Below are 12285 nucleotides of genomic sequence, written 5' to 3' on the forward strand. Positions count from 1 at the left end.
AAATGACATGTTATGTATGCACATATATCGCATAAATTAGATATTGTATACGGATCATGCGCCAGACCGACATGTAGAATAACCGAGGATGAGATTACGCTCGGCCGAATATGGGGGTCATCTCTTAATCATCAGGTGGATGACCTCGGAAACGGACACAACGATGCTATATCTCGGCTGCGCGACATGGAATTTCTGGCTCGACAGCGTACGGATAGTCAAGTTTCAGCCCCGATCCGACTGCAATATTCGTCAACAGGATCCCGACGTTCTTAAAGCAGTCGAACGACGCGTGAACGACGACACGAGCCGACAACGCAAATTGCTGTTACAGTCCGATGCCTTGGCCGCCAAGGTACTTTGGCTGAAACAAGACTTGCTTGATCAGGAGCCGACAGGTTCAAACCAAGGCCCCTTTGTATATAAAGCAAGATCTATCGAGCAAAACCGTCGGACCCGAGGTGAGGGTCAGGATTTGCTATGCGCGCATGGCTGTCGAGCAGCATACCTGAACCAATGGCTGGTTACACATACCAACGCCCTAGGTGTTTAGTCCCGGCATCTGGTGGATCGGATTGACGATGAACCTGTCCGGCTCTGACTTCCAGATCTTGGCGATGAATTCGTAAGGCGTGAGGCCACTGAGCGTCTTGAGCCGACGGGCGAAATTGTAGGCCGCCATAAAATCGGCGAGGTGCACCCGTAACTGCTCGTGGCTTTCGTAATGGAAGCGTTTGACGGTCGCCTCTTTGATCGTGCGGTTCATCCGCTCGACCTGACCGTTGGTCCAGGGGTGGTTCGGTTTGGTGAGCCGATGCTCGACGTTGTTCGCCTCGCAGATCATGTCGAAGCGCATCTGCCGCGACCAGGCGGTGTTACGGTTGCGTGGCTGCTCGGCAAACTGGATGCCATTATCGGTCAGGATCGTGTGGATCCGGTACGGCACCGCTTTCAGCAGGTGCTCAAGGAACTCCCAAGCCGTTCGCCTGTCAGCCTTGTCGACAAGCTGGGTGACCGCGAATTTACTCGTGCGGTCGATGCCGACGAACAGGTAGAGCTTGCCTTCGGCGGTCTGAACCTCGGCGATATCTGCCGCGCGACAACTACGATGAGCGCAAGAGCGTCGATTAGGATGAGCGATTGGTGGTCCGCTTCCGGGAGGGCGTAGCCCGAGCGGGAGCGGACCACCAATCGCTTTGGCTTCACCTGTGGGTCGCGCTCGGCGACGTCTGTCCTTCGTAGGGAGGCGGACGATGCCGGGCAGACACGTCAACGACCAGCAAGTGAGGCTCTACATGACAGCACGCATTACCCGTCCGCAGTCAACCGCCGCGGCGATGGCCGGTGGATCGGTTGCAACCGGTCGCCGGATCGAACGCGACCCCCGACCGCCATCTTCCCGCAAGGCGATGCGAGAGTATCGGACGCGGACCGATCCGCTGGAGGGCATCTGGGAGGAAGATGTCGTCCCCATGCTGGAGGCAGCGCCCGCGCTTCGTCCGATCACGATCCTGCACGAGTTGGCCAGACGCCACCCCGAGCGGATCGATCACGGTATCCGGCGCACGCTGGAGCGACGGATCCGGACCTGGCGCGCCATGCATGGACCCGATCGGGAGACGATGTTCCCACAGACCCACGCGCCGGGCCGGATGGGTTTGTCAGACTTCACCGATCTTGGCGGGCTTGGCGTGCGGATCGCCGGGCAGCCGCTCGATCACCGGCTCTATCACTTTGCGCTGGTCTATTCCGGCTTCGAGCACGGCGAGATCGTGCTTGGTGGCGAGAGCTACACTGCGCTTGCCACGGGCTTGTCCGCCGCATTTGCCGTGCTGGGCGGCGCACCTGCCGAGCACCGCTCCGACAGCCTGTCGGCGGCGTTCCGCAACCTGTGCACCAACGATGCCGACGACATCACCCGGCGCTTCGCCGCGCTGGTTGCGCATTACGGCATGGTACCGACCCGCAACAACCGCGGTGTAGCGCACGAGAACGGGTCGATCGAGAGCCGGCATGGCCATGTGAAGGATCGGATCGATCAGGCGCTGATGCTGCGCGGCTCATACGACTTTGCGACGCTGGACGCGTATCGCGCCTTCGTCGCGGGGGTCATTGCCGAGCACAACCGGCGTCATGCCGACGCCATCGAGATCGAACGCGCACATCTGCGCGCGCTACCGCCATCGGCACCATCGACCTGGGAGGAAGCGAGCGTGCGCGTCACCAACTCGTCGGGTTTCTCGTTCCGCCACACCTTCTACACCGTGCCATCCCGGCTGATCGGACACCGGCTTCACTTGCGCGTCCATGACGACCGGATCGACGCCTATCTCGGTGCCGCGCATCTGCTGACGCTGCCGCGCGGCCGGGCTCCATCGAAGAAGGCTGGACGCACGACCACGCACATCGTCGACTATCGGCCCGTCATCGGCTCGCTGCGCGCCAAGTCCGGCGCGCTGGCAGACCTGACGTATCGCGACGCGCTCTGGCCGCACACCGCCTATCGCCGCGCCTGGGACGCGCTGATCTTGGTCCAGTCGACCCGCGAGGCGGCGCGGACCATGGTCGGCCTGCTGGCGCTGGCCCATGACCAGGGCGTCGAAGCCGATCTCGCAGCCGCGCTCGATGTGCTGCTCGACGCTGGCGAACTGCCCGACCTCAAAAATCTCCGCGCACGCTTCACACCTGCCACTTCTTCGGTGCCCGCCATCCACATCGAGATGCCGAACGCCAGTATTTACGATCCGTTGCTCGGCGGTCTGTGCGGGGAGTTGGTGGCATGACCATCACCACCGATACCGCGCGGCTCCCGCTGCTACTCACAACCCTTCGCCTGCCGACCGTCGCCAGACTCTGGCCCGACATCGGTGCGACCGCCGACACCGAGGGCTGGCCTGCTGCGCGCACGCTCGCCACGCTGCTCGAGCACGAGGTTGCCGAACGCGCCAACCGCCGAACCGCTCGGCATCTCGCCGAGGCGCGTCTGCCGGTCGGCAAGACGCTCGATACGTTCGACTTCGCAGCGGTCCCGATGATCAGCCGTGCCAGGATCACGGCGCTCGCCCAAGGAGATAGCTGGCTCGATACCGGTACCAATATCCTCGCGTTCGGCCCACCGGGGGTCGGCAAGACGCATCTGAGCGCAGCCCTGGGCAACGCCCTAGTCGAGGCCGGGCACCGCGTCCTGTTCACGCGCACCACCGATCTTGTCCAGCAGCTCCAGACCGCGCGGCAGGAACTGCGCCTGGCTGCTGCCATCGAGAAGCTCGACAAATACCGGCTGCTGATCCTCGACGACCTATCCTACGTCCAGAAAAGCCAGGCCTAGACCTCGGTTCTCTTTGAGCTCATCAGCGCGCGCTACGAACGCCGCTCGATCATGATCACCGCAAACCAGCCGTTCGGCGCCTGGGACGCCATCTTCCCCGATCCCGCCATGACGGTCGCCGCAATCGACCGGCTCGTTCACCATGCCATCATCCTCGAAATGAATACCGCCAGCTATCGGCGCAAAACCGCCGAGGCCAGGACCGCAACCACGCCCGATACGCGCGCGACAATTACCGACCCCGGTTGACGCGCAGCGGCGATTAGACGACCATCATCGCACCCGCTGGCGCTCATCCTAGTTGACGCGCTACAGCGATATCGTCGATCCGCCGCATGATCGTCAGGTCGGACGAGGATACCGCCCGCGGCAGATAGTAGATGCTGCCGCGGCTGATGCCGAGCTGTCGCGCCTGGGCGGCCAGCGGCAGCGCATGACCACGGTCGATCATCGCTTTGCGCTCGGCAACAGTCCTGCCTTCCCGAGCGCACCGGCCAAAAAATCGTTCGCCAGCGTTAGCTCGCCGATCTTCGCGTGCAGCACCGTTATATCGACTGCCGGCTCAACGGGTGCCGGGTCCGCCCGCAATACGTCCGCCGCACCGTCCAGCAGCCGTGACCGCCATTGATTGATAAGGTTCGGGTGCACGTCATACTGCTGCGCCAACTCCGCCAGCGTCTTCTCGCCCTTCACGGCAGCTAATGCCACCTTGGCCTTGAACGCTGGGCTGTGGTTCCGGCGCGGTCGCTTGCTCATCTTGCCTCCTGCTCGCGGCCAGCATGGTCGCTGTAAGATCGGCAATCCACGCATCCCCGCTGTGCAGATCCCTCGAACCACCTCTATCGATACCACGGTCGCCCACCTGGACGGGTGATCCCGCTCGTGATCGAAAACCATCCGCACCGCTCGCTCGCGGACTTCGGGCGCAAACTTATTGGTCGTCTTGCTCGTCATGGCTCCACCTTCTCAGGAGTTGGAGCCTCCGACAAACCCGGGGCGGTTCAGAATCGCCCTGCCCCGGAAGGTCAACGGCCACCAGCAGAAGCGTCCTGCCAGGCGGCATCACTTTGCGCCAAGCGAACCAACTTTCGGGGTAGCCAGCGAGCAGCACTAGTGGTTCGGCATCCTGCCGGCCGGTCGTGACATAATGCAAACGTAGCCCGTCAACCGTCTCAAAGCCGTGGTGAAAGGAAGTGTGTTCTGAGAGCAGCACTGCGTCAGTGTGTTCGGTCATAAGGTGACCCTGCCAGTTCGCTTAACCCTGTGTGACTTAGATCGCTCGTCGGATGGCACTTAGCACGAAGCGGGGATCAAACGGTTTTGGGATAAAGATCGCGCCCTTGGGAAGTTCGGCAAGGGTCGCGTAACTGCCCCCGAGGCGATCACCAGTAGCGTTGGGGGGTAGCGATCACGCACATAATGCGCGAGTTTCATTCCATCCATCGACCCTGGCATATCTATGTCGGTCAAGACGATGCGAATCAATGGATGCGTTTCCATTATCGTGATCGCATCGCCGGCGGTCGCAGCATCGAACACGCAAAACCCCGCGTCCTGGAAGAAATCAACCAGATCGAAGCGGATTAAGCCTTCATCGTCGACGATGAGAATTGCTTGTCGCGGGTCGGCATTCATATCCTGCAGGTCTACTTATCTTGATTAGTGCTAGTTTCGGAAGGCGGTGCTCCGATCCTGAAAATCACACCCGTGGGATCAAAGATGAGCGAGGTTTCGCCACGAAAATACGACCGCAACGAACGTTCGATCATTTTCGAGCCGAAACCCTGACGTACCGGCTTCACAACCGGCGGGCCACCAACCTCTTGCCATAGAAGGGTGAAACAATCGGGGCCGTGATTTTCTCCCGCTTCATTTTCCCACGTCAGTTGCACTGACCCCGTGTCGTTTGACAGTGCCCCATATTTGCACGCGTTAGTGGTCAACTCATGAAGGGTGAGCGTGAGTGCCAAGGCAACTTGCGAGCTTAAAATGACCTCGGGGCCATCGACGAAAACGCGTTCTGCCAAGCCGTCAACCGACGTAAGGCCAGCGCTGGCTACAGCGCGCAGCGTTGCTGTCTGCCATGACGTGACGGTCAGGACATCAGTAGCCTTCCCCAGCGCCGCCAGCCGGGCTGCAAACGCCGCGCTTGCGTCCGTCATGCTGTCTGCCTGCCGGAACGTCTGATTGGCGATTGACTGAACAAGCGCCAGCACGTTCTTGAGACGATGCCCTAGCTCGCCATTGAGCAGCCGCTGCTGCTCCTGAGCGTTGAGCAAGGCCGTCGCATCACGCGAGACGGAGAGGATGCGTTCAGGTCGGCCGTCGCGACCTGGTATGGGCGACACCGATACATCCCACCAGCGAGAGTTGCCTTCCAGAGTGTCGGCTTTGCCGACGAAATGGCTGGTCTGCCCGTTCCGTGCGGCAACAATCGCAGCGATGGCATCGCCGTTGCCAGCATCCTGCCAAAATCCCGGCCACGGACAACCCTCGACCGTTGTAAAGTCGTTGATCTCCATGATCTTCATGCCGCCCTCGCTCATAAAGGTGAGGCGACCGTCGAGATCGAGCACCTTTATGCAGTCCGTCGAACTCGCGAGTACGCCCGACAGGAAGGACTCTCGCTCAGCAAGCTGATTCATGAGCATCTGGGTTCGATGGAACGCGGCTCGCACTTCCCCGGTGATCCGCGCGACGCCTAGTGCGACCAGGAGAAACAGTGCGGATGCACCCCATTGCGCCCCCGTAAGCCATGCTCGCTCACCACGAGAGCCGATTGTCACCGCAGCGAGCACCGTTGCAACGAGGCCGGCCCACATGCCCGGCCCTTCCCCGAGGATCAGCACGATAAGTAGAACGGCAGGGATGAACAGCAGCCACGGGAGGAGCGACGTGATGAAGGTCGCCCGCGCAACGCCAACGACCAATACGACAAGCGTGGCAGCCAGATACCGCGCGGTCGGCGAGAGCGGGTAATCGAGCGACCAGATGATGATGCGGTCGAGAATACGAGAGCTGCGAGTTTGAATCATGGCGCTCCGCTCATGGCGTAACCCCCCGGCCAAGCCTTCTGATTTAGTAGTAGCACAAGCCGCGCGGTGTGACGCCACTCCTGCAGGTCATCGGCGGTAGCATATCAATTTTCAATCTTATGAAAATGGCTTAGAATGTTCTTATTTGGCGCGATGGCAGTGGCTAGGAGGAGTTTGGGACGTGACGGAACCAGGCAAGCCGACCTTTATACAGCAGGAAGGCGAGACGGACGTCTTGACTGCGCTCCGCGAAAGCGAGGCGCGGCTTCGTGCGGCGATCGATGCTAGTGAGTCAGGCACGTTTCACTGGAACATCCGCACAAACGTGTTGATCTGGGATGATGCGTTGGATCGATTGTTCGGGTTGCCCCCAGGCGAGACCGCTCGAAGTCTCGAAAACTTTATTGCGATGGTCCACACTAATGACCGCGCTTTAGTGATCGCCGCATGTGAAGCATGTGCTGCAACCGGTGTCGATTTCAGCGGAGAATTCCGCGTAGTGCGTCCAAATGGCGAGGTGCGCTGGCTATACGATCGCGGCAAGACCTCGCTCGGCCCAGATGGCCGACCATCCATGATGACGGGTGCGTGCGTCGATGTGACCGACCGCCGCTTGGCATCAGCCGCCCTTGCGGCTTCGGAAAAAATCGGGTAGTGTCTCAGTTTGAAATCTAGTGCAGAAATGAAAAGCCCCGCCGTAGCGGGGCTAAGTATCACGCGTCTTCGAGCTGCCGAACTCGTTCGGTCATCCGATCGATAAAATGATCTGGCCGAATTTCATGGGTGTCGATCACCAGATTCGCTTCTTTCACAATCCGTGCCTGGATCATGTCGTCCCGGCTCAACTGGTCGCGGCTGTGAAGCCAAGTCGCTACCTCGCACCAATCCCAAAGAGGGCTCTCAGATGTGACTCTAGCGACCGGCTTTGGGAAATTATCTGCCCGCTCACCCTTGTGATAGTTGGTGAGCGCAGACCGGCTTAGGCCCGCGCGCTTTGCGATGTCGCTAAGGCTGACCAGATGGTCGGGCTCGAATCGTTCCACCTTCGCACCGGCTTTGACGACATTGTCAAAAGCCGAAACGACTGCCGCCGAAAAGCTTGCCGCCTCTCGGTCAAATTCTAGAATGATCATCCCTTTCTGAAACGACAGCGCTGCGTCATCGCAGCCTGCCTCAAAAAAGACATTGGCAAGATCATGCGTGTCCGGATTCAAGCCGGACGCAATGATGGTGAATTCATGCACCTTCATCACAGTTCTCCTTTTGAGCGCACTCGCACCGGGTTACGGCTCGCATGTAACTGCGCGCCGATAGCTCGGGGTTACGAGGCGTGGTATATATGAATACGCGGCATCCGTCGCGGTCGGCCAGCGGACAAAGCAGTTCGCCCCATCCATGACCCGTTAGCTTGTTCCAACGCCATCCCAGTTCCTCCGCGTGCTGAACGACCGCTTCAATGGCCTTACTAGGGTGGCGGGGCCTAGCCAGCGCCGCCTCCTGAAACTAGTAGGTCGTGAACATCTGTCAACACCTTTCGGTTCCCCCTTTAGATTCTCGTGATGAAGGGCCGGTTAACGCCGGATCACTTCTCACGCTTTTTGTATGGTCCACGAGCTTTAGGGGTGGGGGCGTCTGCGTCAATCCGCGCCAGCACATCGTCTAGCGACCAGAGCCGATCAGTGACGCCCGCCGCCATAGCTGGCGACATGCGAAGCGTCTTATGGATGCGGCAGAAATTGTAGAACACAAAGTAGAGCGACAGCGCATGGACGTGATTGTCGAACTTCTTTGAGAAGGCGTTGGTGAGGCGCGTGAAGCGGCGCATGGACATGCGCATCGTGAGGTTCTGGCGCTCGACATAGCTAGTCGATACGTGGTCGATATCCGGGTTGCCCTCGCGGCGGATTTTCTTGATCCCGGTGCATTCGGCTGGGCTGTAGCGGCCCGGTGCGCTTGCGGTCGGGCCGTATAGCTTCACAAGCTGCGCATAGTCCACGTCGCCGCCAAACGCCCCCTCGACGGCCTCGACATAGGCGCGGTGACCGTCCGTCGTGATTTGGACGCGGTTAGCGAGACGAGCGCGAAGATCGTCCATAAGGACCATGGCATCTTCGCCGGAGCGGCTACCGACATGGTAGGAGACGATCAGCTTCGTGTCCGCATCAATCGCGGTCCACGTCCACATGTCGCCAGCGCCTTCCGGTGCAGCTTTGGCAGTCGCTACGTTCTTCTGCTTGGCGTGGCAGAACGACCAGATTTCGTCGCACTGAATGCGGCTCGCCTTCACGTTGTGGACCGTCTCGTCGTGGAGGGCGAGGCAGGCTTCCCCAGCCTGTTCCAGCAGCTTCGTGACCGTGTTGATTGATACGTCTACAACGCGGCTGATCGAACGCATGGACGAACCCTCGCAGAGCATGGCGAGGATTTGAGTGCGCTTGGCGAGAGAGAGCTTGTTCATACATTTTCTATATGAACTTTTGTGCTTAGGGTCAAGCAGCATCATCGAAATCAAACGACATTTGCGACCCGAAATACGACACAAGATGGCGGTTAAAATCGCCCTTATTTTTAGAAATCCGGAGCAGTGTCATCACCGTGATAACTTGAGTGCGAAAGTGATCTAGGCCCTGCTTCTCTGTCAAGAATTGGTGGTGCCGGTGCTTCCGCTGGTACTTGGCGTTAGTGGGGTTCATTTCATCCAACGCCGGAAGAACCGGCTTTGGAAGCTTTTCATAAATCAGGTTTCGGATCAGCTTCCCGGCATATCGAGGTCCACGATTGTTTGCCGTGCGCGTCCAGCCGTAAACTCGATATATCTCGTTGGTGAATTCAACAGGAATTGTCTCCATCCAGGGCCGATGCTCCGGAAGAAGGTACGCCGTGAGAATTTGCTGGAGCTCGTCTTTGTCCCGGTTGGTCTGATAGCCTGTAGCCTCATCAATTAAGGCGATAAGACCAATGCGTGTCAAACTCGAAGTAATGACCCGACATTGATGCGCAATTCCGGCCTGCTGCTTTTGTAACGTCCCAGCATTGTCGGCCTGTATAACCGCTTCTGCCAAATCGATTAAAGTATCAGAGTCAAAACCGTACGCCGTTGTTCTGCCAATGCGAAAACGAATTGGTTTAGCGATTCGCTCGTGCAAATCCTTGGAAACAAACGGTTTTATCCGCCCACGGGACACAAAAAGCTCCAAACGATTCATACCCTTCACCATGGCCCCTCCTCTTGCCATGCTGAATGTATCCATCATTCCGTTCATCGTTATCACGCGGCGCCCATCATCAAGGACGTAACATGGCACCTCGATGTCAGCGATCCGAATCGGTTTGTCCTGCTCGCCGAAGATGGCTTTTGGACAAGGCTCATCCCATCGAGCCTTCGCCGCGGCCCGCGCAATCCGCTGACGCTCTGAGGGCGCGAGCAACTCTGAGCGGGCCTTGCCGCCTTTACTCTGAGGGGTGTCGGACATTACGAATCGCTCCATGCTTGCTACATAGAGGAAAACTCTGCTTGCTGGCCTCGATTAGCAAGCAAAAAGAATTAGAGTGCGAGCTATGCTTGCTTCGGCGGATTTCCCCAACGCTTTTCGGCTGCTGCCTTGGCGATCTCCGCCCTCCGCTCCGGAGTCATATTGGCCGCGCGCTTCTTTCCTCCCAGCGAGCCGAGTTGTGCGGCGGCGCTAGACCCCTCGCGCGTGTCCTCAATCTCCCCCGTGGCGATCTTACCGATCATCACCGCAAGGCCGATCGCGTCGGCGGGGCGCTTCTCTCCGTTGGGGCCTTTAGGCATTACGAGCGCCCCTGAGACGATCCGCTTCTGCATAGGACGCTGCGAGCATAGATTCATCAACAGCGATGCTGCCCCGATCGGCTTGGAACCTGATAGCTTGTTCAAACGCCTCGTTGAACATGCCGACATTGACCCAAATCTTTTTGGCCATGTGCGGTGGCCAGTTGTACAGCTTTGGCGGTCCAGGATAATCGTCGCTCTCAAAGACACGGCCAATCCCGATCCAGTAGGATGATTGCCCGTCCGCCCGATCGATTCCCTCATCGGTGACGAGCCACTGTTGATTACGAAACACTTCCATCTTTGCCTCCATGCTTTGCGCTAAGCATATCGCAGACGAGCGCCGGATGCGACAGTCGATCCGTCAAAATTCAAACTGAGACACTACCGAAAATCGCTTCCGCGTGGCGATCGATGCGGTACAGGGTATTTTGTGGACGAATGATGCCAACGGTGAAATGGATGGCGAGCAGCCCGGATGGACGGCTCTTACTGGCCAATCGCCCATTGAATATCGCGGCTTTGGCTGGACCAAGGCTGTCCATCCCGATGACATCGAACCGACTATTGCGGCGTGGCGTGACGCCGTATTGCATAAGCGGACCTTCGTTTTCGAACATCGTCTTCGACGATTTGATGGTCAGTGGCGAGATTATTCGATCCGCTCGGTCCCTCGGTTGGATGCCACACAATCGATCGTTGAATGGGTAAGCGTTCATACCGACGTAACGGAGCAACGGGTTGCAGAACAGGCTTTACGCGAAAGCGAAGCAAGGATGCGCGAGTTGAACGAGCAACTCGAACAGCGCGTGGCGAACGCGTTGGCGGAACGCAGGGTGTTTGCCAGTGTCGTGGAGACTACCGACGCCTTCATTCAGGTTCTCGATACTAACTGCCGGTTTCTTGCGATCAACCGCGCCAGCGCCGACGAACTGGAGCGAATATACGATATCCGGCCTCAGGTGGGCGACAGCATCAGGGAACTGCGGCGCGGCGATCTGGATGAGAACGCGCGACAACCAGGATGAGGATCGTGAGGGGCTACGTCGGCTCCGGGCTACGCCCTGCGCCGCCGCAGCCCCTCACGATCCTCATCCTGATTGACGCGCTTCCCATCTAGATTGTCGCGCCACAGGGAACTGTTCGACAGCCGGTCTGAGCATCATGACAAGATTTTAGCAGTGTGGGAGCGTGCGCTCGCCGGCGAGGAGTTCACGGTTGCCGAGCCATTAGGAGATCCCGCCCTTGAGCGTCGCTACTATGAGATGAAATTCAACGTGCTACGCGATGCTAATGGGCAACGCATCGGAGCCTATATGTTCGCCCACGACATCTCCGATCGGCTGCGCGATGAGCAGCGGCTTGCCGAGACAGAAGAGCATTTGCGACAGGCGCAAAAGATCGAGGCGATCGGTCAGCTCACCGGTGGAGTGGCGCACGACTTCAACAACCTTCTGATGGTTATATCAGGCGGCTTGAATCTGTTCGAGCGTGCTGATCTTGAGAAGCGCGAGCGGCTGATGGAGGGTATGCGTAACGCTGTCGAACGGGGCGCAGCGCTCAGACGTCAGCTGCTTGCCTTTTCGCGACGCAAGCCTCTGACCCCGGAGACGGTAGAGCTGCCCCGCCAGATTGACGGCATGAGCGAACTGCTGGATCGGACCTTGCGCGGGGACGTGCATGTCGAGACGCGCTTCGAAGACGGCCTATGGCCGGTTCGCATCGACCCGGCCGAACTCGAGTTGGTCCTTCTCAACCTCCGCGTGAATGCGCGCGATGCGATGCCAGATGGTGGCACAATTACGGTCACCGCCGCAAACACGAACGTGGTCGGGAGTGAATTGACTGGCGACTATGTCTGCCTTCCGGTCGCTGACACTGGCGTGGGTATGCCGCCCGAGGTTCAGGCTAAGGTTTTCGAACCGTTCTTTACCACCAAAGACGTTGGTAAAGGGTCGGGTCTTGGCATGGCGCAGGTCTATGGTTTTGCAAAACAATCGGAGGGCGGCGTTCGGGTTTGCAGCACGGTAGGGAAGTAAGCGTGGCGTAGAGGCCGCGCCTCAAGCGGCTTTCGCGAGCATTTGATCGTTCGGCGACTGCCAATTCCATGGCAGCAGTTCATCCCAGCG

At 59.0% G+C, this 12285-nt stretch carries 10 protein-coding genes and 5 pseudogenes; 5 read left to right on the plus strand and 10 right to left on the minus strand.

The genetic code is table 11. From position 1 onward, the window contains the following. Nucleotides 1–541: 541 nt before the first annotated feature. A pseudogene (locus tag ABIB28_RS14185) lies at nucleotides 542–1090 on the minus strand (integrase core domain-containing protein); the annotation flags it as partial. Between the two features lie 163 nt (nucleotides 1091–1253). On the opposite strand from ABIB28_RS14185, the gene istA reads away from it, so the two are divergent. Further along, nucleotides 1254–2783: an IS21 family transposase gene (gene istA, locus ABIB28_RS14190; protein WP_502958247.1), complete on the plus strand. Its 1530-nt coding sequence runs from the start codon at nucleotides 1254–1256 to the stop codon at nucleotides 2781–2783. Then, nucleotides 2780–3577 (plus strand): annotated as a pseudogene (gene istB, locus ABIB28_RS14195) (IS21-like element helper ATPase IstB). Before istA ends, istB begins: the two are co-directional and overlap by 4 nt. A gap of 73 nt (nucleotides 3578–3650) precedes the next feature. Here the strand turns inward: istB and ABIB28_RS14200 are convergent. The 4 genes and pseudogenes from ABIB28_RS14200 to ABIB28_RS14210 form a co-directional block, all read right to left on the minus strand. Beyond that, nucleotides 3651–4084, minus strand: a pseudogene (locus tag ABIB28_RS14200) (transposase); the annotation flags it as partial. A gap of 57 nt (nucleotides 4085–4141) precedes the next feature. After that, nucleotides 4142–4282: pseudogene (locus ABIB28_RS18520) on the minus strand (IS3 family transposase); the annotation flags it as partial. Between the two features lie 339 nt (nucleotides 4283–4621). Further along, nucleotides 4622–4963: a response regulator gene (locus ABIB28_RS14205; RefSeq protein ID WP_354288770.1), complete on the minus strand. Its 342-nt coding sequence runs from the start codon at nucleotides 4961–4963 to the stop codon at nucleotides 4622–4624. Between the two features lie 11 nt (nucleotides 4964–4974). Continuing rightward, entirely contained in the window at nucleotides 4975–6363 is a 1389-nt protein-coding gene (locus ABIB28_RS14210) for an HWE histidine kinase domain-containing protein (protein ID WP_354288771.1), read from the minus strand. Nucleotides 6364–6544: 181 nt separating this feature from the next. Here ABIB28_RS14210 and ABIB28_RS14215 point away from each other — a divergent pair, with 181 nt between their 5' ends. Then, the gene (locus tag ABIB28_RS14215) at nucleotides 6545–7018 is read left to right on the plus strand and encodes a PAS domain-containing protein (RefSeq protein ID WP_354288772.1); all 474 of its coding nucleotides are present in this window, start codon (nucleotides 6545–6547) and stop codon (nucleotides 7016–7018) included. A gap of 58 nt (nucleotides 7019–7076) precedes the next feature. Here the strand turns inward: ABIB28_RS14215 and ABIB28_RS14220 are convergent, their stop codons facing one another. From ABIB28_RS14220 to ABIB28_RS14240, 5 genes are all read right to left on the minus strand, one after another. Further along, on the minus strand, nucleotides 7077–7613 hold the full coding sequence (locus ABIB28_RS14220) for a helix-turn-helix transcriptional regulator (protein WP_354288773.1): 537 nt from the start codon (nucleotides 7611–7613) through the stop codon (nucleotides 7077–7079). A 332-nt stretch (nucleotides 7614–7945) separates the two neighbouring features. Next, nucleotides 7946–8821, minus strand: a complete 876-nt coding sequence (locus tag ABIB28_RS14225) for an IS1 family transposase (RefSeq protein ID WP_354288774.1) — start codon at nucleotides 8819–8821, stop codon at nucleotides 7946–7948. A 31-nt stretch (nucleotides 8822–8852) separates the two neighbouring features. After that, nucleotides 8853–9836, minus strand: coding sequence for a P63C domain-containing protein (locus tag ABIB28_RS14230; protein ID WP_354288775.1), 984 nt, complete (start codon nucleotides 9834–9836; stop codon nucleotides 8853–8855). Nucleotides 9837–9919: 83 nt separating this feature from the next. Then, the gene (locus tag ABIB28_RS14235; RefSeq protein WP_354288776.1) at nucleotides 9920–10156 is read right to left on the minus strand and encodes a hypothetical protein; all 237 of its coding nucleotides are present in this window, start codon (nucleotides 10154–10156) and stop codon (nucleotides 9920–9922) included. Next, complete coding sequence (locus ABIB28_RS14240) at nucleotides 10149–10457, minus strand: hypothetical protein (protein ID WP_354288777.1); 309 nt, start codon at nucleotides 10455–10457, stop codon at nucleotides 10149–10151. The genes ABIB28_RS14235 and ABIB28_RS14240 overlap by 8 nt, the downstream gene beginning before the upstream one ends. A 97-nt stretch (nucleotides 10458–10554) precedes the next feature. On the opposite strand from ABIB28_RS14240, the pseudogene ABIB28_RS14245 reads away from it, so the two are divergent. Together ABIB28_RS14245 and ABIB28_RS14250 are read left to right on the plus strand one after the other, a co-directional pair. Beyond that, a pseudogene (locus ABIB28_RS14245) lies at nucleotides 10555–11184 on the plus strand (PAS domain-containing protein); the annotation flags it as partial. Nucleotides 11185–11277: 93 nt separating this feature from the next. Further along, the gene (locus tag ABIB28_RS14250) at nucleotides 11278–12195 is read left to right on the plus strand and encodes an ATP-binding protein (RefSeq protein WP_354288778.1); all 918 of its coding nucleotides are present in this window, start codon (nucleotides 11278–11280) and stop codon (nucleotides 12193–12195) included. Nucleotides 12196–12285 lie beyond the last annotated feature (90 nt).

Source organism: Sphingomonas sp. UYEF23 (assembly GCF_040546165.1).
GTDB lineage: Bacteria > Pseudomonadota > Alphaproteobacteria > Sphingomonadales > Sphingomonadaceae > Sphingomonas > Sphingomonas glacialis.

Bases quoted from the DNA above. Each gene is read 5' to 3' on its own strand.
- istA (WP_502958247.1), top strand. From the start codon at position 1,254: ATGCCGGGCAGACACGTCAACGACCAGCAAGTGAGGCTCTACATGACA.
- ABIB28_RS14205 (WP_354288770.1), bottom strand. From the start codon at position 4,963: ATGAATGCCGACCCGCGACAAGCAATTCTCATCGTCGACGATGAAGGC.
- ABIB28_RS14210 (WP_354288771.1), bottom strand. From the start codon at position 6,363: ATGATTCAAACTCGCAGCTCTCGTATTCTCGACCGCATCATCATCTGG.
- ABIB28_RS14220 (WP_354288773.1), bottom strand. From the start codon at position 7,613: ATGAAGGTGCATGAATTCACCATCATTGCGTCCGGCTTGAATCCGGAC.
- ABIB28_RS14225 (WP_354288774.1), bottom strand. From the start codon at position 8,821: ATGAACAAGCTCTCTCTCGCCAAGCGCACTCAAATCCTCGCCATGCTC.
- ABIB28_RS14230 (WP_354288775.1), bottom strand. From the start codon at position 9,836: ATGTCCGACACCCCTCAGAGTAAAGGCGGCAAGGCCCGCTCAGAGTTG.
- ABIB28_RS14235 (WP_354288776.1), bottom strand. From the start codon at position 10,156: ATGCCTAAAGGCCCCAACGGAGAGAAGCGCCCCGCCGACGCGATCGGC.
- ABIB28_RS14240 (WP_354288777.1), bottom strand. From the start codon at position 10,457: ATGGAAGTGTTTCGTAATCAACAGTGGCTCGTCACCGATGAGGGAATC.